Annotated in this window: 19 protein-coding genes; 8 read left to right on the forward strand and 11 right to left on the reverse strand. The window is 71.2% G+C overall.

What is annotated here, in order from left to right; all coding sequences use genetic code 11:
• Positions 1-31: 31 nt before the first annotated feature.
• Positions 32-718 carry a GOLPH3/VPS74 family protein gene (locus QSK32_RS18740; protein WP_045740031.1) on the forward strand — a complete coding sequence of 229 codons (687 nt, stop codon included), beginning with the start codon at positions 32-34 and terminating at the stop codon, positions 716-718.
• A 75-nt stretch (positions 719-793) separates the two neighbouring features.
• Here QSK32_RS18740 and QSK32_RS18745 read toward each other — a convergent pair whose 3' ends face one another.
• Positions 794-2,443, reverse strand: coding sequence for a phospho-sugar mutase (locus QSK32_RS18745; RefSeq protein ID WP_045740030.1), 1,650 nt, complete (start codon positions 2,441-2,443; stop codon positions 794-796).
• A gap of 24 nt (positions 2,444-2,467) precedes the next feature.
• Complete coding sequence (locus QSK32_RS18750) at positions 2,468-4,399, reverse strand: protein kinase domain-containing protein (protein WP_045740029.1); 1,932 nt, start codon at positions 4,397-4,399, stop codon at positions 2,468-2,470.
• 638 nt (positions 4,400-5,037) lie between these two features.
• Between QSK32_RS18750 and QSK32_RS18755 the strand changes: the two genes are divergently transcribed.
• The gene (locus tag QSK32_RS18755) at positions 5,038-6,294 is read left to right on the forward strand and encodes an amidohydrolase (RefSeq protein WP_045740028.1); all 1,257 of its coding nucleotides are present in this window, start codon (positions 5,038-5,040) and stop codon (positions 6,292-6,294) included.
• 72 nt (positions 6,295-6,366) lie between these two features.
• On the opposite strand, the gene QSK32_RS18760 is transcribed toward QSK32_RS18755, so the two are convergent.
• The gene (locus tag QSK32_RS18760; protein WP_045740027.1) at positions 6,367-7,293 is read right to left on the reverse strand and encodes a DUF4349 domain-containing protein; all 927 of its coding nucleotides are present in this window, start codon (positions 7,291-7,293) and stop codon (positions 6,367-6,369) included.
• Positions 7,294-7,402: 109 nt separating this feature from the next.
• On the opposite strand from QSK32_RS18760, the gene QSK32_RS18765 reads away from it, so the two are divergent.
• The 3 genes from QSK32_RS18765 (at position 7,403) to QSK32_RS18775 (ending at position 10,010) form a co-directional block, all read left to right on the forward strand.
• Positions 7,403-8,038: an MBL fold metallo-hydrolase gene (locus QSK32_RS18765; protein ID WP_045740026.1), complete on the forward strand. Its 636-nt coding sequence runs from the start codon at positions 7,403-7,405 to the stop codon at positions 8,036-8,038.
• Positions 8,022-9,083 carry a hypothetical protein gene (locus QSK32_RS18770; protein ID WP_285472637.1) on the forward strand — a complete coding sequence of 354 codons (1,062 nt, stop codon included), beginning with the start codon at positions 8,022-8,024 and terminating at the stop codon, positions 9,081-9,083. Before QSK32_RS18765 ends, QSK32_RS18770 begins: the two co-directional genes overlap by 17 nt.
• 189 nt (positions 9,084-9,272) lie before the next feature.
• Positions 9,273-10,010, forward strand: coding sequence for an SCO6745 family protein (locus QSK32_RS18775; RefSeq protein WP_045740024.1), 738 nt, complete (start codon positions 9,273-9,275; stop codon positions 10,008-10,010).
• Positions 10,011-10,098: 88 nt separating this feature from the next.
• Here the strand turns inward: QSK32_RS18775 and QSK32_RS18780 are convergent, their stop codons facing one another.
• Complete coding sequence (locus QSK32_RS18780) at positions 10,099-10,560, reverse strand: gamma-glutamylcyclotransferase (RefSeq protein ID WP_045740023.1); 462 nt, start codon at positions 10,558-10,560, stop codon at positions 10,099-10,101.
• 124 nt (positions 10,561-10,684) lie between these two features.
• On the opposite strand from QSK32_RS18780, the gene QSK32_RS18785 reads away from it, so the two are divergent.
• Positions 10,685-12,085, forward strand: a complete 1,401-nt coding sequence (locus tag QSK32_RS18785; protein ID WP_285472638.1) for an NAD(P)H-quinone dehydrogenase — start codon at positions 10,685-10,687, stop codon at positions 12,083-12,085.
• Here QSK32_RS18785 and QSK32_RS18790 read toward each other — a convergent pair.
• Positions 12,012-12,728 (reverse strand): DedA family protein, encoded by a 717-nt coding sequence (locus QSK32_RS18790; protein ID WP_285472639.1) that lies wholly within the window; start codon positions 12,726-12,728, stop codon positions 12,012-12,014. The genes QSK32_RS18785 and QSK32_RS18790 overlap by 74 nt on opposite strands.
• A 318-nt stretch (positions 12,729-13,046) precedes the next feature.
• Positions 13,047-14,801, reverse strand: coding sequence for an acetyl/propionyl/methylcrotonyl-CoA carboxylase subunit alpha (locus QSK32_RS18795; protein ID WP_285472640.1), 1,755 nt, complete (start codon positions 14,799-14,801; stop codon positions 13,047-13,049).
• Positions 14,802-14,910: 109 nt separating this feature from the next.
• Between QSK32_RS18795 and QSK32_RS18800 the strand changes: the two genes are divergently transcribed.
• Entirely contained in the window at positions 14,911-15,525 is a 615-nt protein-coding gene (locus QSK32_RS18800) for a Maf family protein (RefSeq protein ID WP_285472641.1), read from the forward strand.
• A 1,164-nt stretch (positions 15,526-16,689) separates the two neighbouring features.
• Here QSK32_RS18800 and QSK32_RS18805 read toward each other — a convergent pair.
• Positions 16,690-17,403, reverse strand: a complete 714-nt coding sequence (locus QSK32_RS18805) for a lysophospholipid acyltransferase family protein (RefSeq protein ID WP_045740019.1) — start codon at positions 17,401-17,403, stop codon at positions 16,690-16,692.
• Between the two features lie 119 nt (positions 17,404-17,522).
• Between QSK32_RS18805 and QSK32_RS18810 the strand changes: the two genes are divergently transcribed.
• Positions 17,523-18,503, forward strand: a complete 981-nt coding sequence (locus QSK32_RS18810) for a hypothetical protein (RefSeq protein WP_285472642.1) — start codon at positions 17,523-17,525, stop codon at positions 18,501-18,503.
• Between the two features lie 105 nt (positions 18,504-18,608).
• Here QSK32_RS18810 and QSK32_RS18815 read toward each other — a convergent pair whose 3' ends face one another.
• The 4 genes from QSK32_RS18815 to QSK32_RS18830 are packed head-to-tail and all read right to left on the reverse strand — an operon-like array spanning position 18,609 to position 21,745.
• Entirely contained in the window at positions 18,609-19,484 is an 876-nt protein-coding gene (locus tag QSK32_RS18815; RefSeq protein ID WP_285472643.1) for an ABC transporter permease, read from the reverse strand.
• The gene (locus QSK32_RS18820) at positions 19,474-20,223 is read right to left on the reverse strand and encodes an ABC transporter ATP-binding protein (RefSeq protein WP_045740017.1); all 750 of its coding nucleotides are present in this window, start codon (positions 20,221-20,223) and stop codon (positions 19,474-19,476) included. The genes QSK32_RS18815 and QSK32_RS18820 overlap by 11 nt, the downstream gene beginning before the upstream one ends.
• Positions 20,224-20,246: 23 nt before the next feature.
• Complete coding sequence (locus QSK32_RS18825) at positions 20,247-21,323, reverse strand: ABC transporter substrate-binding protein (protein ID WP_045740199.1); 1,077 nt, start codon at positions 21,321-21,323, stop codon at positions 20,247-20,249.
• Between the two features lie 8 nt (positions 21,324-21,331).
• Complete coding sequence (locus tag QSK32_RS18830; protein WP_045740016.1) at positions 21,332-21,745, reverse strand: RrF2 family transcriptional regulator; 414 nt, start codon at positions 21,743-21,745, stop codon at positions 21,332-21,334.
• Between the last annotated feature and the right edge of the window lie 131 nt (positions 21,746-21,876).

Below are 21,876 nucleotides of genomic sequence, written 5' to 3' on the forward strand. Positions count from 1 at the left end.
CCCGTGACCGGGCGCACTATCGTTGCGAGATATGACCCCCATCCCGCTCGCCGAGGAGCTTCTCCTCCTGGCTTACGACGACCACACCGGTAAGGCGACCGGTTCCCGCATCGGACTCGACCTGGGCATGGCCGCGGCCGTCCTGATCGACCTGGCGCTGGCGAACCGTGTCGCCTACGCGGCCGACGGCTACCTCAAGGTGGTCGACGCCACGCCGCTCGGAGACCCGATCGCCGACGCCGTGCTGGAGAAGATCGCCGCCGACGAGCCGCACACCCCGGCTCAGTGGCTGCAGCGGCTCCGGCACCGTCTGCGCATCCGGGTCCTGGAGGACCTGTGCTCACGCGGGGTGGTGCAGGACGTCGACGAGACCCAGCTCGGCTGGATCCACGTGCACCGCTACCCGACCAGCGACCCCGCCTACGAGGCCGAGATCCGGCAGCGGCTCGCCACCGCGCTGGTCGGAGGCACGCTGCCCGACGAGCGCACCGCGGCCCTCGCCACGCTGCTCTGCGCGGCGCGGATGGAGCCGGCGCTGAAACTGCCGCCCGAGGACGCGCAGCGGGCCCACGAGCGGCTGCAGGAGATCGCCAGCAATGCCGGCTTCGTCGGTGACGTGAGCCTGGAGGACTCCATCGTGCGACCGAGCGTCGCGCTGGTGGTGGCCACTCTGGGCAAGGCGATCTCGGCCGCGCTCGGCACGCCGAAGATCGCCTGACCGCCGGGGAGAGCAGCGCCGCTGCCCTCCCCGGAGCCGTTCGACCAGAGGCCGTCCGACAAGAAGCCGTCCGGGTCAGAGACCCAGCACCGTGGCGATCTCGCCGCGCAGGGCGGAGAGGCCGGCCGCGGCACGGGTCCGGGCCGCCGTCAGGTCACCCCCGGCGACCGGTTCCACCACCTCGAGGTACGCCTTGAGCTTCGGTTCCGTCCCCGACGGGCGGATCACCACGCGTACCGCCGCCGTGCGGAAGGTCAGCACGTCGTTCTCCGGGAGCAGGTCGCTCACCCCGGTCACCGGCTCGCCGAGCAGGGTGACGGGCGGTTGCCGCCGGGCGCGGGTCATCGCCCGGCCGATCTCGGACAGGTCGTCGACCCGGACCGCGAGCTGATCGGTGGCGTGCACGCCGAACTCGGTCGCCAGCTCGTCCAGCCGGTCGGCGAGGGTCCGCCCCTCGGCCTTCTGCGCGGCGGCCAGCTCGGCGATCGTCAGGGCGGCGGTGATGCCGTCCTTGTCGCGGACCAGCCCGGGGGCGACGCAGTACCCGAGCGCCTCCTCGTACCCGTACGCCAGCTCCTCGGCGGCCCGGACGATCCACTTGAAGCCGGTGAGGGTCTCCGCGTAGGGCACACCCCGCGCGGCGCAGAGGCGGCCCAGCAGCGACGAGGAGACGATCGTGGTGGCGTAGAGGCCCGGAGTCCCCCGGCGGATCAGATGGTCGGCCAGGAGCACGCCCAGCTCGTCCCCGCGCAACGGCCGCCAGCCGTCCGGCGTGGGGATGGCGATGGCGCACCGGTCGGCGTCCGGGTCGTTGGCGACGGCCAGGTCCGCGCCGGTGGCGTCGGCCAGGGCCAGCAGCCGGTCCATGGCGCCCGGCTCCTCCGGGTTCGGGAACGACACGGTCGGGAACTCGGGGTCCGGCTCGGCCTGGGCGGCGACGATCTCCGGCGCGCGGAAACCGGCGGCGAGGAACGCCTCGGCGAGCGTGGCCCCGCCCACCCCGTGCATCGGGGTGTACGCGATCGTCAGGTCACGCGGGCCACCCGGGGTCAGCACGGCCGCGGCACTCTGCACGTACCCCGCAGCGGTCGTGTCGTCGAGAAGCGTGCCCGGATCGCCCAGCGGGACCGACGCGATGCCGGTCACCGCCCGGATGGCGGCCTCGATGCCCAGGTCGGCCGGTGGCACGATCTGCGCGCCGTCGCCGTCCGGTCCGCCCAGCTGGGCACCCAGATAGACCTTGTAGCCGTTGTCCTGCGGCGGGTTGTGGCTGGCGGTCACCATCACACCGGCCACCGCGCCGAGCGCCCGGACCGCGTAGGCGAGCACCGGGGTGGGCAGCGTGTGCGGCAGCAGCAGCGCCTGCCGTCCGGCGCCGGTGGCCACCCGGGCGGTCTGCTCGGCGAAGGCGAGCGAGCCGTGCCGTGCGTCGTAACCGATCACCAGCGGGCCCTTGCCGCCCTGGTCGGCCAGCCAGGCCACCAGACCGGCCGCGGCCTGGGTGACGACGGCGAGGTTCATCCCGTTCGGTCCGGCGCGCAACCGGCCGCGCAGGCCGGCGGTGCCGAAGGTGAGCGGGCCGGCGAACCGGTCCCGCAGCTCGGCCGCGGTGCCCGGAAGTCCGTCGATCAACTCGCGCAACTCGGCCCGGCTCGCCGGATCGGGATCGTCGGCGAGCCAGGTCTCGGCCCGTTCCTTCAGCTCAACATCAACTTGTGGTGCCATCAGGGATTGATAGCACAGCCGGGATCAGAGGTTCAGCTGGAAGCTCTCGGCCATGGCGTCGAAGTACGGCTTCTTGTCCGCGAAGTCACTGTCGAGCGTGGTGAGGAAGAAGGAGTACATCTTGCCGCCGACGGTGGTCATCCGCCAGATGCCGTGGCGCATGTCGGCACCCTCGCCGCAGGTGTACTCGAACTGGGCGCCCGCGTTGCCGGAGACGTCCACCTCTTCGGTGCCGAGCGACTTGAACGGGGTCGGGCAGTTCTTCGACTTCTTCAGCGTGCCCGGGGCGGTCTCGCTGACGAACCGGGTCGGGCTGATCTTGCCGGACTCGATCAGGATCCGGACCTTGGTCTTGTTGTCCTCCGGGTCGATGTAGTCGACGTAGGAGCCGCCGGTGCCACGGGTCCAGCCGGCCGGGACCTTGACGGTGACCGCCTCGTTGCCCTCGTAGTCCTGGGTCTGGACGGCCGCGGGCGCCGCACTCGACACCGGAGCCGCGGCCGGGTCGGTCGCCGGGGCGTCCTCACCACCGCTGAAGGCGAAGACCAGCACCAGGATCAGCACCAGGGCGGCCGCACCCGAACCGGCCAGCTGCTTGTTGCGCGGCCACGACTTGAACGTGTCGACGGCGCGCCCGGCGCTCGCCTGCACGGTCTGCTTCACGCCGTCCAGGCCGCCACGCTTGGCCGACGGCGAGGTGACCACGGTGCCCGGACGGGCCTGCGGGTTCCACGCGTTCTGCGGCGGGATGACGCTCGTCGCGCCGTTCGGGTTGGGCGTGCCGTACGGGGTGGGCGTGCCGTACGGCTGGGGGACCTTGTGGGCCGGCAGGGTGCCGGTCGGGGCCATCGCGCCCGGTCCGACCGGCTCCGGGGCCCGGCGCCGGCCGCCGCCCTGGTTCTGCTGGTCGAGCTTGGCGAGGTGGTCGGTGAGCGACTCGCCGGCGCCGAGCATGGCCCGGCCGCCGATCTGCCCGGTCGGCTGCGGCGGGATCTGCTGCGTCTCGACCGGCGCCGGGCTGGTCGGGCGCGGGCTGGAGACCACCGAGTAGGGGTCGGTCATCATGTGCGGCGGGCTCTTGCTGGCCAGGGGGCCGGCCAGCTGCTGCCGCAGGATGGTCCGCGCGGTCTGCACGTCCATCCGGCGGGCCGGGTCCTTCTCCAGCAGGCCCATCAGCACCGGGGTCAGCGAGCCGGCCCGTGCCACCGGGGCGGGCGGGTCCTCGACGACCGAGTGCATGGTCTCGATCGGGTCGCCCTTGTCGAACGGCGGGCGGCCCTCGATCGCGGTGTAGAGCGTCACGCCGAGCGAGAACAGGTCGCTGGGCGGACCGAAGTCCTGCCCCATGGCCCGCTCGGGGGAGATGAAGTGCGGCGAGCCGAGAACCATGCCGGGCGTGGTCAGCTGCACGTCGGTGGGCATCCGGGCCACACCGAAGTCGGTGAGCACGCAGCGGCCGTCCTGACAGATCAGCACGTTGGCCGGCTTGACGTCGCGGTGCAGCACGCCGTGGGCGTGCGCGACCTCGAGCGCGCCGAGCAGCGCGATGCCGATCTTGGCGACCACCCGGGAGGGCACCGGGCCGTCCTCGATCACCATGTCCGCGAGGCTGCGCGCGTCGAGCAGCTCCATCACGATCCACGGCCGGTCGTTCTCGTGCACCACGTCGTAGACCTGCACGACGGCCGGATGCTGGAGCGCGGCGGCCGCCCGGGCCTCGCGCATGGTCCGTTCATACATCGAGTCGCGGTCGCTCGGGGCCAGGCCGGGCGGGAGGATGACCTCCTTGATCGCCACGTCGCGGCGCAGGAGCGTGTCCGCCGCCCGCCACACCGTGCCCATGCCGCCGTGACCGACTGCGGCGCGCAGTGTGTACCGCCCGCCGATGAGCGTGCCAGGGGCTGCGCGTCCGCTGGAGGGAGCGCCGCCGCCGCTCCACGTCGGAATCTGAGTCACTGAGGATGCCACCGAGGGGGTATAGGGGCTGTCGACCAACCCCGCTATCTTGCCCGCTGGCAGGCGCCGATTGAAAGTCGCTACGGGAGTGTTAATCACACTTCGACGGTGGGTAGTCAGGGCGTGGCCGAGGGTGTATCAATCTTGGACGCTAAGTACCAAATCCTTCACCGTCGGGCGCCCCGGTGAAGATGGGGATCATCGGTGTGAATGCCGGAACGGGCTTTCCGGGCGGGCCGGGGTGCGGTCCCGGTGACATTTCCATGGGCCGGGCCCCGGGGCAACCCGTACACCCGGGGGGCGTACGCGGAGCGTTACTCCCGCCGGCCATGGAGGTCTTGCGCCCGCGTGCCACCGTAGGAGACGTATGCCACACATCACACGGGGTCCGAGGTGTCCACCGGCCGGTCGCGCGCACCTGGACCGGCGTAACGTACTGCTGGTGTGTCGCGTCACCTCCGCGATCCACTATCCGTTGAGGGTGTCGGCAAGCCGGGACGATCTCCCGAGTGCCCATCCGACGATCGGTCGCGGCGTGATTACCTCTTTACCCGACCGTTACACAGCGTGACGTCATTCGGGATATGCTGTCGCCTTCGCAAACCCGACAAACCTTGAGAGTGAATACGGAAACCGACGTGACTACTGCTCTGGAGGCGCCCGACGGCGCCGATACGGCATGGCCCGGCCCCCGGCCCGGCGCCGATCCACTCCCCGGCCGGCTGGACCGCTGGCTCGCCGCGCGGGGTGCCGAGCTGGTAAGCATTCGACGCCACATTCACGCTCACCCGGAGCCCTCGCACTCCGAGTTCGAGACGGCCGCGCTGATCGTCCGGGAGCTCGAGGTCGCCGGCCTCGCCCCGCGCCTGATGCCCCGCGGCAACGGCGTCATCTGCGACATCGGCGAGGGTGACCGGGTCATCGCGTTCCGCGCCGACATCGATGCGCTGCCGCTGCAGGACCTCAAGGACGTGCCCTACCGCAGCACCGTGGACGAACTGGCGCATGCCTGCGGCCACGACGTGCACACCACCGTCATGCTCGGCACCGCGCTGGCCCTGGCCCAACTCCACGAGCAGGGTCAACTCCCCGGCCGGATCCGGATGCTGTTCCAGCCGGCCGAGGAGGCGATCCCGTCCGGCGCGCCCGAGGTGATCGCCGCGGGTGGCCTCAAGGACGTCGCCGCGATCTACGGCCTGCACTGCTACCCGCAACTGCCGTCCGGCCTCGTCGGGGTCCGGTCCGGGCCGTTCACCGCGGCCGCCGACACGGTCGAGGTCAAACTCTCCGGGCCGGGCGGCCACACCGCCCGCCCGCACCTGACCGCCGACCTGGTGCACGCACTGGGCCGGGTGATCGTCGACGTCCCCGCGCTGCTGGACCGCCGGATGGACCCGCGTGCCGGCGTCTCGATGGTCTGGGGCGCGGTGCACGCCGGCCAGGCGTTCAACGCCATCCCCGGCTCGGGCGAGGTGCGCGGCACGGTCCGCATCCTCAACCGGGACGCGTGGCGGGAGGCCCCCGAGCTGATCACCAAGCTGATCCGTGACGTGGTGGCCGCGACCGGGGCCGAGGTCGAGGTCAACTACCGTCGGGGTGTCCCGCCGGTGATCAACGACCGGATGGCGAACGCGGTCGTCGCCGGTGCGGCCGGAGCGGCCCTCGGCGCGGACCGGGTGGTCGAGGCCGAGCTCAGCATGGGCGGCGAGGACTTCTCGTTCTACCTGGAGCACGTGCCGGGCGCGATGATCCGGCTGGGCACCGGCGTGCCGGGATCCGACAAGCGTCTCGACCTGCACCGTGGGAACTTCGACGTGGACGAGAGCTGCATCGGTCACGGGGTGCGGGTGATGGTGCACACCGCACTGGCCGCGCTGGCGACCGGCGAATTCTGAGACGAGACCCTTCCGGGGGTACGCCTGCGTGGTGAGCCGTTCCTCGCGGCTCACCACGCTCGCCGGGGCCGGTCAGGCGGTGGTCTCGGGTTCGGCGACCGGCGGGGGCGGCACGGCGGCCGGACGGCGGTACCGCCGGACCAGGTACGTCACACCCCACGCCGGCAGCCCGATCGCGAGCACCCAGGGCAGCAGGACACCCAGCAGGGTGAGCAGGACCGCCAGCGACGCCGTCAGGGCCTTCCAGCCGCCGCTCAGGCCGGCCAGGAAGCCCGGCGGGTCGTCGTCCGGGTCGTCGGTGGCCGGAGCGTCCCGGGCGAGCAGCACGACGGTGATCGTGGAGAGCGCCGTCAGGTCGGCCAGCCGGCGTTTCTTGGCCTGCAGCGACGCCAGATCGGACTCCCGGCTGGCCACCTCGCCCTCCAGCATGACCAGATCCTCGAGCGACTTGGCCTGGCCGAGCAGCCGCCGGCCGCTCTCCACCCGGGCCTGCTGCACGGTGATCCGGGCGTCCAGGTCGACCACCTCCTCGGTGACGTCCTGGGTGTTGATCCCGCGGCCCTCCTCGTCACCCAGCCCGGCGACCTGGTCGACCACCCCGGCGAACTTGTCGGCCGGCACCCGCAGGATCAGGTTGGCGCTCGCCGACCCGGCGTCGCTGTGCCGCTCGTCGCCGCCGATGAAGCCACCGGCGGTCGAGACGATGCCGGTGGTCCGCGCGGCCGCGGCGGTGACGTCGTCGACCCGGACGGTGATCGTGCCGGTGTAGATGATCGAACGCTGGTCCACCCGCAGGTCGGCCGGCGTGTTCCCGGCGGTCTCCTCGGCCTGCGGCGCGGCGCCGCCGACCGTGGCCTCCTCGCCCTTGCCGCCGGCCGGCGCGACGGCTGATCCGCTGTCCGACGAATGGTCCGCCGCATCGTCCGCACCGCATCCGGCGAGCAGGCCGCCGGTCAGCAGCACCGCCCCCAGGCTCGCGATGGCTCCCCGTTTTCTCATGGTCGCTCCGATCCGAATCGTCACCTGAGCGTTCGGACGTACGGTGGACGTCGTCCGGTTCCGGCAGACTGCGATACGAGCGGTCACGATTCAGCTGCGGAGGGGTCCCGTGCGCGTCACGAAGTTCACGCATTCCTGCCTACGGGTCGAAGGATCGGGGGTTCTCGTCATGGATCCTGGTGAATTCTCCGAATCGTCGGCACTGGACGGTGCGGACGCGGTGCTCATCACCCACGAGCACGCCGACCACCTGGACGTGGCGGCGGTGACCGCGGCGGTGGCCCGCCACCCGGCGATGCGGATCTTCACACCCGAGGCGGTACGCCCCCTGCTGTCCGATGTGGCGCAGGCGGTGACGACGGTGACCGCCGGCGAGGAGTTCGAGGCGGCCGGCTTCCGGGTGCGGGCGGTCGGCGGCCGGCACGCGATCATTCACCCGTACGTGCCGGTCTTCGCGAACCTGGGCTACCTCGTCACGGACGGCGGGAGCAACTTCTACCACCCGGGCGACTCGTTCGTGGCGCCCGGCGAGCCGGTCGAGACCCTGTTCGCGCCGATGAACGCGCCATGGGCCACCATCGCCGAGTCGCTGGCGTTCGTCCGGGAGGTCCGCCCGGAGCGGGCCTTCGCGCTGCACGACGGGCTGATCAACGAGCGGGGTGCGGCGATCTACGGCCAGCACCTGGAGAAGTTCTCCGAGACGACGTTCGAGCGGGCCGCACCCGGCAGTGTCGTCCTCGGCTGACGGCGACGTCCGGCGGCTCTACGAGGCTCCGCCGGACGGATTCGTGGCCGGCCGGTCCGAAGCGGTCGCCCGGGCCCGGCAGGCCGGCGACCGGGAGACCGCGAGACGCCTCGCCGCCCTCAAGAAGCCGACCGTGGCTGCCTGGCTGGTCAACCTGCTCGCGCTACGCAGGCCGGACCTGATCGAGGAGTTGGCCGGCCTGGCCACGGCACTGCGGTCGGCCCAGCGTGACCTGCACGGCGATCAGCTGCGCGAACTCTCCGCCCAGCGCCGCCGGTTCGTCTCGTCCCTGGTGGCGGCGGCCCGTGACCTGGCCGTCGAAGCCGGCACCCCGGCCGGGAAACTCCCCCTCGGCGAGGTGGAGGCGACACTGACCGCGGCGCTGGCCGAACCGGAGATCGCCGAACAGGTGCGGACCGGGCGGCTGATCCGGGCAGCCGCATATGCGGGTTTCGGTGAGGTGCCGCGCCCCCGGCTACGCCTGGTGGCCGACGACCCGCCCGCCGGCCCCGAAGTCCCGCAGACCAGCGCCGATGCGGAGGCCACCGGCAGCGATGAACCTGCGGAGACCGTTACGCGGTTGCGAGCGGTAGGGGACTCGGAGAGGGCCGGCGGACCGGAAGCCGGCGGCGATGCCACGGGCGATGAGGCCGTCGAGGAGCCGGCCCGGACCGCAGAACCGGCCCAGCGGCAGAACGAGCGTCACAGCCGGGAAGTACGCCACCGTCAGGACGAGCGGCGACGTCAGGATGAGCGGCGCCGGCGCGAGTTGGAGCGGGAGATGCAGACCGCGCAGGCGGACGAGCGGCGCGCCGACGGCCGCCTGGAACGCGCCGTACAGGCCGAACGCGACGCCGGCCACCTCGTCGAGGACCTGGACGCCGAACTGGCCGAGTTGGAACGCCGCCGGGCCGAGGCGGTGGCCGACGTGGCCCGGCGCAAGACCACCCGGCGCAACGCCGAGCGGGAGGCCGCAGCCGCCCGGCGACGGGTCGGTGACGTGCAGGCGGCCATCGAGGACCTGACCGCCGAAGGCGCCGACTGACCGGGCCGGACGAAGGACGGCCGATGGGCCGCGCGGGGATCACCCCCCGGTGACGGCCGGGTCGATGGTGGACCGGCATCGGTGAGTGGCCCCCGACGACGACCGGATCCGCCCTGTCCGTGCCGGTGGTGGTTCATCGATCGAAGGAAGCGTTTTCCTTCCCGGCGGTTCCGGAGCAGAATCGCTGACGTGACCCCGGATCAGGCTGCCGCCAACGCCAAAGCGGGACTCGCCACCATCGTCGGAGCCTTCGCCGAATCGCCGCAGACGCTGCGCCGCGCCCGGCTGCTGGGCCTGTCCGGGTGGGCCTACCACGTCTCGGCCCGGGCCGGCGCGCTCGGCGAGGTCCGGCCGGAGACCGTGGCGTCCGCGCTCGCCTTCATCGCGCCGGACGCGGTCACCGACGGCTGGGAGGCGACGGTCAAGGCGTCCGCGCCGTCCGAGGTGGCCGCCTGGCACCTGCACGAACTGTGCACGTGGGGGGTGGAGCAGCTCGGCGGTTTCCCCCGGCTGACCCGGCTGTTGGAGCTGTCCCACCGGGTGGTGGACGCGGTCGACCCGGCCGGGCTGCCGTTGTTCGCGGCGTGGCGGGCGATGCCACCTCCGGAGACGGCACCGGGCGCCCGGGCCGCGGTGCTGCTGCACCTGCTGCACGAGCACCGGCAGGGCGTACATGTCATCGCGGTTCGTGCCAGTGGGCTCAGCCCGCTCGAGGCGATCATCGCCGGCCCGGACGGCGAGACCGGTGCGGTGGCGTTCGGCTGGCAGCCGCCCTATCCGCCGGCCGGTCCGCTGGTGCGGCGTCTGATGTGGGCGGAGGCGGTGGCGCATTCACTGGCCGGTCAGGCGTACGCGACGTTGGACCGCGCCGAGCGCCTGGAGTTCACCGGCCTGCTCGAGTCGCTGAGCCACCGTCTGGCCCGCTGACGGAGAACGGGCCTGTTTCCGGGCATGGTGAAGCTCGGCATGACGCCGCCCCGCCGGGCGGGCGTCCGCGGACCGCGCTGAACGCGGTCTACACCTCGGGCGAGGCGGTCCGGGTGGGCCGGCGGCGCAGCTCGGAGACGTAGTCGTCGGGGGCGCCGGCCTTCTCGGCCGCGTTGGCTATCTCGGAGAGATACCACGCGGTCGGCATGCCGCCCTCGTACCCTGCAAAGACGTAAATCCAGGCGGATACGTCTCCGTCAAGTGTCGATACACGTACCGTCACCTTCTGGTACGCCCCGGCGCTGACGCCTTCGACCTCGTCGAGTTGTGCCGCGTCCCACGGGTGGACGTCGTAGAGGGACACGAAGACCCGATCGCCGGCTGATTCGACGATCGTGGTCACCGCTCCCTCCCAGCCCATGTCTCCCTCACCGGCGAAGGTGAGGCGCCAGCCTTCGATCCACCCCACGCCCACCATGGGCGAGTGCGGACAGTAGGCCCGCATGCGGGCGGGATCCAGGTTCGAGCCATACGCGGCGTAGTGACGCACGGCGACGACGATAGCCGGAGCGACGGGTGGTGAGAATATGAGACGTGCGTGTCGGCACGTCCAATAAGGGTTACTTGAGTTTTCCAGTGCCGGAGGACTCATCCGCTACGGGAGGTCGTCAGTCGTGAGTCGGATCGTGATCATCGGTGGAGGGCCGGGTGGCTACGAGGCTGCCCTCGTCGCCGCTCAGCTCGACGCGGACGTCACCCTCGTCGAGGCCGCCGGCCCCGGTGGCGCCTGTGTGCTCACCGACTGCGTGCCCTCGAAGGCGTTCATCGCCAGTTCCGAGGTGGTCACCGGGCATCGCTACAACGAGCGTTTCGGGATCCGCTCGACCGGCCTGGACGGCGTCACGGTGGATGCCGCGGCGGTCAACGACCGGGTGAAGAAGCTTGCTCTCGCCCAGTCGGGTGACATCCAGACCAAGTTGATCAAGGCGGGTGTGGACGTGGTCCGCGGCCGGGCGCGGCTCGGCGAGGACCGTCTCGGCCACACGCACCAGGTGCTGATCACCCCGGAGGGCGCCGCCGAGTACGCGGTCGAGGCCGACACCGTGCTGCTGGCCACCGGAGCCACCCCGCGGGTGCTCTCCACCGCCCGCCCGGACGGCGAACGCATCCTGGACTGGCGTCAGGTGTACGACCTGACCGAGCTGCCCGAGCACCTGGTGGTGATCGGTTCCGGGGTGACCGGTGCCGAGTTCGCCAGCGCGTACCTGGCGATGGGGGTGAAGGTGACCCTGGTGTCCAGCCGGGAGCGGGTGATGCCGCACGAGGACGCCGACGCCGCGATGGCGATCGAGCGGGTGTTCCGCGAGCGGGGCATGACCATCCTCAGCGAGGCCCGCGGCGATGCGGTGGTGAACACCGGCGACGGCGTCCGGGTGACGCTCTCCGACGGCCGGGTCGTCGAGGGTTCGCACGCGCTGATCGCGGTCGGCGCCGTCCCGAACACTTCCGACCTGGGTCTCGCGGAGTACGGCGTGGCGGTCGGCGACGGCGGTTACGTCACGGTGGACCGGGTCTCCCGGACGAACGTGCCGGGCATCTACGCCGCCGGTGACTGCACCGGCGTGCTGCCGCTGGCGAGTGTGGCCGCGATGCAGGGCCGGATCGCGATCTGGCACGCGATGGGTGAGGCGGTGGCGCCGCTGCGGCTGCGGACCGTCTCGGCGAACGTGTTCACCGAGCCGGAGCTGGCGACCGTCGGGGTGTCGCAGAACGAGGTGGATTCCGGCCGGATCCCGGCGCGTCAGGTGATGCTGCCGCTGATCGGCAATGCCCGGGCCAAGATGGCCGGCCTGCACGACGGTTTCGTCAAGCTGTTCTGCCGTCCGGCGACCGGGCAGATCGTCGGTGGTGTGGTGGTGGCCCCGAAGGCCAGCGAGCTGATCCTGCCGATCACCATGGCGATCGAGAACAACCTGACGGTCGATCAGCTGGCGCACACCATCACGATCTACCCCTCGCTCTCCGGGTCGATCGCGGAAGCGGCCCGGCAGCTGATGCTGCACGAGGTCCAGTAGTCAGGGCTGGTTCGTCCTCCTCGGGCTCTTCGGCGGTGTCCCGGCCGCCGAAGAGGGCCAGGATCCACCCGGCGGTGCCGAAGACGACGGCGGCGGTCGCGGCCACCGCGAACAGGCGCCACGCGGACTGGGTGATCGCGGTGCCGCCGAGGTGCCCGACCAGCCCGCCGTAACAGGCCCAGCTGAGCGAGGCCAGGCCGTCGTACGCGACGAACAGCTTGATCGGGTAACCGGTGCGGCCGGCGTGGTAGCCGGACGCCATCCGGCCGCCCGGGACGAACCGGCAGAGCAGCACCACGAGCGGACCCGGCCGGCGCAGGCCACGGGTGAACCGGGCGGCGGCCCGGCGGGTCCGGGAGTCGTGGTCCTCGGTCCGCGGGGCGAACCGGGCACGGAGGGCGCTCAGCCGGGCGCCGGTGGAGCGTCCCAGCACGAAGGCGATGGTGTCGCCGGTGAACATGCCGACCGCGCCGGTGGCGATCACCAGGGCCAGGTCGAGATTGCCGTAGACGGTCAGCGCTCCCGAAGTGATCATGATGGCCTGGATCGGCACGACCGGGATCAACGCGTCCACCGCGAGGAAGCCGAAAAGGGCAAGGTATGCCCACGCCGGTGTGGCCAACATGGTCAACAGTTCGGTCATCGGCGGGGCCACCTCGAGGCTGAAGGACTCACGGCATTGTGCGTGGATGTAGCTGAGAGTGCGCTGTGCTCAGCATGCTCTCCGAAGGAACTCGCTCCGCGGTGATGCCGGACACGCTACGTGGCGAGTTCATCCCTGCGCGTCCGGTTTTCGATGGCCGCCCGGCACCGGCGTACGGTGGGATGGCCCGCGTCGCCGAGTCTCCTGAGCCCGGCGCCGAGGCCGCGGGCCGCCGGCAGGTCCCGTGCCGGCGGCCCACCCGGCGGTCCGTGGACCGGGGCGGGCCGCTGTCTCAACGAGGACGTGGCGGGAAAGGGTTTACTCCCCGAGGATCGTGCAGATCACCGTGCCCGCGGTGACGGCGCCGCCGACCTCGGCGGTCAGGCCGTCGACCGTGCCCGGCCGGTGCGCCTGCAGGGGCTGTTCCATCTTCATCGCCTCGACGACCACGATCGTGTCGCCCTCCGCGACCTGATCGCCGTTCTGCACGGCCACCTTGACGATCGTCCCCTGCATCGGGGCGACGAGCCCGGCCGAGGTCACCGCGGGCGCGGCGTTCGCGGCGGTACGGGAACGGCCCGGGCTGCGCCTGGGGGCGGCCGGCGGCGTACCCCCGAGGATGTTCGCCGGAAGGCGCACCTCGATGCGCCGCCCGCCGACCTCGACCACAACGGCCTCGCGTTCATCTTCCGGGGAAACCGGCATGACGGACATAGCTGCCGGAGCGAGTGAATTGTCCCATTCGGTCTCGATCCAGCGGGTGTGGACCGTGAACGGCGTGCCGGTGAAGGCGTCGTCGCGGACCACCGCCCGGTGGAACGGCAGCACCGTGGCGATCCCCTCGATGACCGTCTCGTCGAGCACCCGGCGGGCCCGTTCCAGAGCCTCGGCCCGGGTCGCACCGGTCACGATGATCTTCGCCAGCAGCGAGTCGAAGTTGCCGCCGACGACGCTGCCCGCCTCGACACCCGCGTCGACCCGCACGCCCGGACCGGACGGCCAGGTCAGCGCGGTGACCGCACCCGGCGCCGGCAGGAAGTTGCGGCCCGGGTCCTCGCCGTTGATCCGGAACTCGATCGCGTGACCCCGCGGCACCGGATCCTCGGTGATCGCCAGCGGCTCGCCGGCCGCGATCCGGAACTGCTCCCGCACCAGGTCCAGCCCGGTGGTCTCCTCACTGACCGGATGTTCCACCTGCAGACGGGTGTTGACCTCCAGGAACGAGATCGTCCCGTCCTGGCCGACGAGATATTCCACCGTGCCGGCCCCGTGGTAGCCGGCCTCCTTGCAGATCGCCTTCGCGCTCTCGTGGATCTGGGCACGCTGCGCGTCGTCGAGGAACGGCGCGGGCGCCTCCTCGACGAGCTTCTGATGCCGGCGCTGCAACGAACAGTCCCGGGTGCCGACCACGATCACGTGGCCGTGGACGTCCGCCAGAACCTGCGCCTCGACGTGCCGGGGACGGTCCAGATAGCGCTCGACGAAGCACTCCCCACGACCGAAAGCAGCCACCGCCTCCCGGGTCGCGCTCTCGAACAGCGCCGGGATCTCCTCGACCGTGCGGGCCACCTTCAGACCGCGGCCGCCACCGCCGAACGCCGCCTTGATCGCCACCGGCAGCCCGTGCTCCTCGGCGAACGCCACGATCTCGGCCGCGTCGGCGACCGGCTCGGCGGTGCCGGGCACCAGCGGCGCACCGGCCCGCTGGGCGATGTGCCGAGCCGTGACCTTGTCACCCAGGTCGCGAATGGACTGCGGACTCGGTCCGATCCAGATCAGGCCCGCGTCGAGCACCGCCTGGGCGAACTCGGCGTTCTCGGAGAGGAACCCGTAACCCGGGTGCACCGCGTCGGCGCCGGACCGCGCCGCGACGTCCAGCAGCTTGTCGATGCGGAGATAGGTGTCGGCAGCGGTCTCACCGTCCAGGGTGAAGGCCTCGTCGGCCAGGCGCGCGTGCGGCGCGTCCCGGTCACTGCCGGCATAGACGGCGACGCTGAGCAGACCGGCGTCCTTGCAGGCCCGGATGACGCGCAGGGCGATTTCACCACGGTTGGCGATCAATATCTTCCGCACGGCTAGAGCCTAACGGCCGTTCGGTCCCGCGAAAGGGGTCGATTCTCTAAGGGGTGAGCCCTCGTTGATCCACTCAGGGGTGGAGGGTGTCCTTGTAGGCTCGGTTCTCGTGCAGACCCAGAACGCGTACCGCCTGATCCTCGCCTCGGCCAGCCCCGCCCGACGGGCCCTCCTCGCGGGCGCCGGGATCGACGCCGAGGTCCTCGTCAGCGGCGTCGACGAGAGCGTCGTGGAGGCAGAGGACGCGTGGACGCTGTGCCTCGCGCTCGCCCGCATGAAGGCCCGCACCGTGGCGTCCGACCTGCCCGCCGACCCGTCCGCCCTGGTCCTCGGCTGCGACTCGGTCCTCGAGTTCGAAGGCGAGGTGTGGGGCAAACCGTCGAGCGCCGGCGAGGCCATCGAACGCTGGTCCCGGATGCGCGGCAAGTCCGGCGTCCTGCACACCGGCCACCACCTGACCGGCCTGGTCACCGGCCGCCAGGCCGAGGCGGTCGGCACCACCGTCGTGCACTTCGCCGACGTCCGCGACGAGGAGATCGGCGCCTACGTGGCCTCCGGCGAGCCGCTGCAGGTCGCCGGGGCGTTCACGCTCGACGGCCGCGGCGGCGCCTTCGTCAGCCGCATCGAGGGCGATCCGGGCAACGTGATCGGCCTGTCGCTCCCGCTGCTGCGCAACCTGCTCGACGAGATGGGCGTCCCGATCACGTCACTGTGGCGCCGCTGAGAAACGTCGAGATCTGAAGACCGATGTCGTAGCGGGGCGGGCGGTGCAGACCGTCGCTCCCGCCGAGGGCCCGGTGGTCTTCGCCGGCCGCTGGCGCGTCCGGAACGCTCAGGCCACCGGGCGACCTGCGTAAGTGGTTGCGCTCAACCCACCACACCAGCCGTCGTGGAGGGCTGTTCTTCGTCGTCAGGGCAGCCGTAGGTGACGGCCGGGGGCGTCCAATGCCGCTCAGCTTAAGTTGATCATCGGTTTTGCTGCGGCTGCCGTCACCCCTGCCGAGCGCCGTCTCCGGTCGCGCTTCGCGCGTCGGCGTCGTTGGGTCGCTCGCTGCCGCCCCGGGGCCGTCGCCGAGATCTGGAATGGGTTCGGTGGCATTCCGGCGGCCCCGGCCGTCGCCCACGGTCCGCCCGTGATCCGAATGCCGGCCGTGGATGACGGCTGGCTGACCCCGAGCCGTCGGTCGCGGCTGGTTGCTGTCCTTCCGGGCGGCCGTGGTCGACGGCTCGGCCGGCTCGGCCGTCGGTTGTGGTTCGTCTGTGGGGCGGATGCGGCTGTGGGCGACGGCTGGGCTGGTTCGGCCGTCGGTCGTGGTTCGTCTGGGGTGCGAAAGCGACCGTGGTTGACGGCTCGACCGGCTCGGCCGTCGGTTGTGGTTCGTCTGCGAGACGAAAGCGACCGTGGGCGACGGCTGGGTGACCCGGAGCCGTCGCTCACGGCTGGTTCCTGTCCTTCCGAACGGCCGTAGGCGACGGCTCGGGGCGGGCGGCCGTCGTTGACGGTTGGTCCTGCTCGGAGGCGACCATGGGTGACGGCTGGGTCGGGGTGAGGCGCTCTCGGGGAGCGATATTCGTTGTGGGTCGGTTCGTTGTGGGTGTGAGCGGGCGGATAGGCATGACGACCCTCGATCACGGTGCGCCGGACCACCCCGGCCGGGTCGCCGCCGTGACGACAATCTCCCGCATCTGAGGGTTCATCCCATTCGTCGCCTCGACCGAAGCGAATGCCGACGTCTGGCGATGGACGACGCCGGGGGCCGAGGCGCGGCGGTGAATGACGCCGAGGACCGAGGCGTGGCGATCAACGACGCCGGGGGCCGACGCATGGGCGATCAGGGCTGCCTGTGCACCCGCGGATTTGTCGCGGGTGCATCGACGTCGGGACGCGTCAGACGGCGGCGGAGTGCGGGAGCGGGGCCGTGCCGCCCATGTGGGCCGGCAGCCACCACGTGTCGTCCGGGCCGGCGGGCTTGTCCGGGTAGGCGCGCTGGACCTCGTCGAGCAGGACGCTCAGTCGTTCCTTCAGCACGGCGGTGACGGCCTCGGGGGTCGCGCCCTCCGGGACCGGGATCGGCTCGCCGATTTTGATCAGGACCGGGACGTGCCGCTTGGTGAGCTCCTTCTTGCGGCCCTTGGTCCAGAGCCGGTGCGGGCCCCAGACCGCCATCGGGATCAGCGGGGCGCCGGACTCCTGCGCCATCCGGGCCGCGCCCGACTTGAGCTGCTTGACGGTGAAGGACTCGCTGATCGTGGCCTCCGGGAAGACGCCGACGATCTCACCCTTCTTGAGGGCCTCGATGGCCTCGCGGAACGCCCCGGTGCCGGCCTTGCGGTCGACCGGGATGTGCCGCATGCCGCGCATCAGCGGACCGCTGACCTTGTGGTCGAAGACCTGCTTCTTGGCCATGAAGCGGACGAGCCGGCCGGCCGGCTGGGTGCCGAAGCCGCAGAAGATGAAGTCGAGGTAGCTCGAGTGGTTGCTGGCGAGGACCACCCCACCGTCGGACGGGATGTGCTCGGCGCCCTCGACCTGAACCTTGAGGTCGAGCGCGCGGAACATCGTCTTCACCAGGGCGACGACCGGGGGGTACACCAGTTCCATGGCAGCACGGTAGCTGACAATCCTGAAAACCGCGTGGACCGGAAGGCCCAGGGTGTGTGCCGTCCCAGGGGGTCCCGGCCGCCGTGTGTCGTGGTGGGGCGTGGTGTTCACTGGACGGCATGTCCGATCAGAGTTGGCAGCGGCCGGGCGATCCGTGGTCGCCGGGCGCGGAGGCGGCTCGGAGCGGAAGCACGCCGCCGGACGGGACCGTGCCGACGGCGGCGCCGGACGGGACCGTGCCCGGGGCGGTGCGGGGTGGGACGGCTCGGTGGCCGGGGCAGGACGGGACTGCTCTGGGCGTACCCCGGGAGAAGATCGCGGAGCCGGAGGCGCCCCGCCCGGATCGCGCCGCACGGCAGCGGCGGCAGTTGTTGATCTTCGGTGGGGTGGCCGGCGGCATTCTCGTGGCCGGTCTGACCGTTCTGCTGATCGTGATGCTCGGTGGTGACCGGGTGCCGTTCTCCGACGACGAGGGTGCCGGCCCGGCCGATCTGCGTCCACCGCTGGCGCAGGCCTGCCCGGCACCGACCGTGTCGCCGGATGCCGCGCCCACCCAGGCGCCGTCCGTGCAGCCGCCGGCGAGCGGGGAACGGACCGTGGACGAGGAGGCCGGGATCTCCTACCGCAAGTACGGCGCACCGTGGCAGACCTGGACCGACGTGTGGCGGGCCGGCACGCTGCAGGTGCCCTACCGGGTGGGCCAGCACTTCGTGACGGAGGTGTACGACGGCGGCGAGTACCACGCCTCGATCCTGTCCGCCGCGGTGCCGGCGGCCGACAACGACGCCTTCTCGCTCGACCTCGAGTGCGTGGGGCGGCAGGTGGCCTCGGACGTGCGGGCGGAGTACTACCCGCAGCCGAACACGATGGAGGCGATCCGGGACGAGGTGACCACCCTGGGTGGGTTGCCGGCCTGGGTGAGCGAGTTCCGGCTGCAGTTCCAGTCGCCGGGGCTGACCGCCACCGAGGAGTTGTCCGCGGTGGCGGTCATCGACGTGGGCCGGCCGACGGCGGCGATCCTGTACGTGTCGATCCCGGGCACGCACAAGCAGTTCGACTACGTGGTGCGGGACGTCCTCGATTCGGTACGCCCGGCATGAGGAGCACCTGGACACGTCTCGTGGCCAGGATGCGAGGCCCGTCCGTGTGGTGACTTCGAACGCGCTACGCGCCTCGAGTCACCACGCGGGCTGACGCGGACGTGTCTAGTTGCTGATCAGGCCCCAGCGCTTGCGGGCCGCGTTGTCGGCGACGTTGAAGAGCGCGTCGATGATGATGCCGATGATCAGCACGACGATGATGTAGCTGAGGACGGCCTGCGCGTCGACCAGGTCGCGGGCGTTCTGCATGCGGACGCCGATGGACAGCGCGCCCGGCACGGTCAGCAGCAGTTCGCCGGCCATCAGGCTGCGCCAGGAGAACGCCCAGCCCTGCTTGAGTCCGGAGATGAACGACGGCAGGGCGGCCGGCAGGATCAGGTGGCGGTACTTGGCGACGCCCTTGAGGCCGAGCACCTGGCCGACCCGCAGCCAGGTCCGCGGCACGTAGTCGATGCCGCTGATCAGCCCGTTGGCCACCGACGGGGCGGCGCCGATCACCACCACGAACAGGATGGCGCTCTCGCTGATCTGGAACAGCAGGATGGCCAGCGGGAACCACATCACCGACGGCATGGTCTGCAGGCCGGTGATCAGCGAGCCGATCGCCGCCCGCAGCGGGGCGAAGCGGGAGACCGCGACGCCGACCACGGTGCCGATCACGACCGCCAGCACGAACCCGGAGAGGGCCCGGGTCAGGGTCAGCTGGACGCCGCTCCAGAAGTCCGGCGTGCTGATGATGTCGAGGAGTTCGGTGAGGACCGCTCCGGGTCCGGGGAGCAGGTATTCCGGTTTCCACTGCGCCCAGACGACCGCCTGCCAGGCGAGGACGGCGATGGTGATGGCGAGGAGTTTGGGCCAGGCGCTGCGCCAGACCCGGCCGGCCAGGGCGCCCTTGTCGGCCTTGGGCCCGAGTTCCAGCGCGTCGAGGCCGGTGACCTGGTCGGCGGCTTTCGGTGAGGTCACCGTTTCGCTAGTTGGCATGACGGGCCACCTCCGCGCGGAGCCGGTCGGTGATCTCGGCGGCCTGGCCGGAGACCTCGGGGGAGTCGATGCGCCGGGGACGCGGGTGGGTGATCGCGAAGTCCTCGAGCACCCGGCCGGGACGGCTGCTCAGCAGGATGACCCGGTCGCCGAGCCGGACCGCCTCGCGGACGTTGTGGGTCACGAAGAGCACGGTCAGGTCCTGTTCGCGCCAGATCCGTTCCAGCTCGTCGTGCAGGATGTCGCGGGTCATCGCGTCCAGCGCGCCGAACGGTTCGTCCATCAGGAGGATGTCGGCGTTCTGTGCGAGGGCCCGGGCCAGCGCCACCCGCTGCCGCATGCCGCCGGAGAGCTCGTGCGGGCGCTTGTCGCCGAAGCCGGCGAGGCGCACGATCTCGAGCAGTTCCTGGGCGCGCTTGCGGCGTTCGGCTTTGCCCAGGCCCTGCAGGCGCAGCGGCAGCTCGACGTTGCCGGCGACGGAGAGCCAGGGGAAGAGGGCGGCCTCCTGGAACATCAGCGAGACCTTCTTGCCGCCGATGTCCAGGGTGCCGCTGCTGATCTTGTCGAGTCCCGCCACCAGTGACAGCAGGGTGCTCTTGCCGCAGCCGGAGGCGCCCAGCAGGCAGACGAACTCGCCCTGGCGTACCTCCAGTGAGACGTGGTCGAGGGCGAGCAGCGCGGAGCTGCCCGACCCGTACTGCTTGGAGACGTCGTCGATCGTGACAACGGTGTTGCTCATGCTCGCCCCCACCACCTTCTCGGTCAGGCCGCGGCGTCGCTGACCGCGGGCTGACCGTCGGCCTTCAGCAGCTCGTTCAGCGGTCCGAGGTCGTAGATGCCGGACAGGTCGACCGGGTCGAGCAGGCCGACCTCCTCCGCGTGCTTGGCGCTGGTGAACAGCGACGACGCGATCGGGTCGTACGTGAAGGTCAGGTTCTTGAACGCGGCGGCCAGGATGTCGTCCTTGAGCGGCTTGCCGGACAGCGCCTCGATCTGGGCGTTGGCGGCCTTCTGCGCGTCGGCGTCGTTGTCCTTGATGTACTTGACCGCTTCGATGTGGCCCTGGAGCAGCTTCTTGACGGTGCCCGGGTACTCCTTGAGGAACTTCTGGCTGACGATCAGGTGGGTCGTCACGAACTGCTCGTTCGGCCAGAGGGACTTCTCGTCGACCAGGACCTTGCCCTTGGACTCCAGGATGAGCCGGCTCAGGTGCGGCTCGGGCACCCACGCGCCGTCGATCGCGCCCTGGGCGAACGCCTGCACGGTGGCCGAGTTGTCCTGCGGCAGGACCGAGACGTCGCCGCCGCCGTTGGTGTCGGCGTTGAGGCCGTTCTCCTTCAGCCAGGCGCGCAGGGCGACGTCCTGGGTGTTGCCCAGCTGCGGCGTGGCGATCTTCTTGCCCTTGAGGTCTGCGGCGGTGTTGATGCCCTCCTTGACGACCAGTCCGGCGCCGCCGGAGGTGCTGCCGGCGATGACCTTCAGCGCGGTGCCCTTGGAGGTGGCCCAGCCGTTGATCGCCGGGTTCGGTCCGATGTAGGTGGCGTCGATGGCGCCGGAGAGCAGTGCCTCGATCGCGGCGGGGCCGGCGTTGAAGGTCTGCGTCTCCAGTTTGGTGCTGGTGCCCAGGGCCGTGGCGAACAGGCCCTTGTTCACGCCGACCAGGGCCGGGGCGTGGGTGATGTTGGGGAAGTAGCCGAGTTTGAGGGTCGTCGACTCGGCGGCCGCGCCGCTGGTGCCCTCGACGGTGTCGGCTTCGTCGGAACCGCAGGCGCTGAGAGCGGTCGAGGCCACCAGGGCGGCCGTGGCAAGGGCGAACGCACGCACAGTGCGGGAGCTCATGCTCACTCCTAATTCTTCTTCACTGAGATTCTGGAGAGTTCGGCCAGGGTCTTGTGGTCGACCACACCCTCGATGGCCTCCTCCACGGCGACCCACACGTCGTGCAGCGCCGTCGCTGCACCGTGGTAGACGGCCGTGGCGGTGGGGAGCCCGCGAACCGTGGTGAGCGCGCCGCCGACGGCGCGGACCACGTCGCCGACGGTGATCTCCTCGGCGGGGCGGGCCAGGGCGTAACCGCCGTCCACGCCGCGGTGGCTGTGCAGCAGCCCGGCGCGGCGCAGGTCGAGCAGGATGCCCTGAAGGAAGCTGAGCGGGATCTCCTGGGCGGCCGCCAGCCCGGCGGCTTTGACCAGGCGGGGGTGCTCGGCGGTGACCGCGAGCATCGCGCGTACGGCGTAGTCCGTGCGGGCCGAGACGTACAACGCGGGCCCCTCCCACCGATTCTTGGCATAACCTATCTGTTGGATGGGAATGATGGATCAGATGGGTTTGGTGCGTCAAGCCCGGGAGGTCGCGGTAAAAGCCACATATCAGGCTTAATGTGAGGGTGATT

Source organism: Actinoplanes sp. NBRC 101535, from assembly GCF_030269225.1.
Classification (GTDB): Bacteria; Actinomycetota; Actinomycetes; order Mycobacteriales; family Micromonosporaceae; genus Actinoplanes; species Actinoplanes rectilineatus.

Bases quoted from the DNA above. Each gene is read 5' to 3' on its own strand.
- QSK32_RS18740 (WP_045740031.1), top strand. From the start codon at position 32: ATGACCCCCATCCCGCTCGCCGAGGAGCTTCTCCTCCTGGCTTACGAC.
- QSK32_RS18745 (WP_045740030.1), bottom strand. From the start codon at position 2,443: ATGGCACCACAAGTTGATGTTGAGCTGAAGGAACGGGCCGAGACCTGG.
- QSK32_RS18760 (WP_045740027.1), bottom strand. From the start codon at position 7,293: ATGAGAAAACGGGGAGCCATCGCGAGCCTGGGGGCGGTGCTGCTGACC.
- QSK32_RS18790 (WP_285472639.1), bottom strand. From the start codon at position 12,728: ATGACCGAACTGTTGACCATGTTGGCCACACCGGCGTGGGCATACCTT.
- QSK32_RS18805 (WP_045740019.1), bottom strand. From the start codon at position 17,403: ATGGAACTGGTGTACCCCCCGGTCGTCGCCCTGGTGAAGACGATGTTC.
- QSK32_RS18810 (WP_285472642.1), top strand. From the start codon at position 17,523: ATGTCCGATCAGAGTTGGCAGCGGCCGGGCGATCCGTGGTCGCCGGGC.
- QSK32_RS18815 (WP_285472643.1), bottom strand. From the start codon at position 19,484: ATGCCAACTAGCGAAACGGTGACCTCACCGAAAGCCGCCGACCAGGTC.
- QSK32_RS18820 (WP_045740017.1), bottom strand. From the start codon at position 20,223: ATGAGCAACACCGTTGTCACGATCGACGACGTCTCCAAGCAGTACGGG.
- QSK32_RS18825 (WP_045740199.1), bottom strand. From the start codon at position 21,323: ATGAGCTCCCGCACTGTGCGTGCGTTCGCCCTTGCCACGGCCGCCCTG.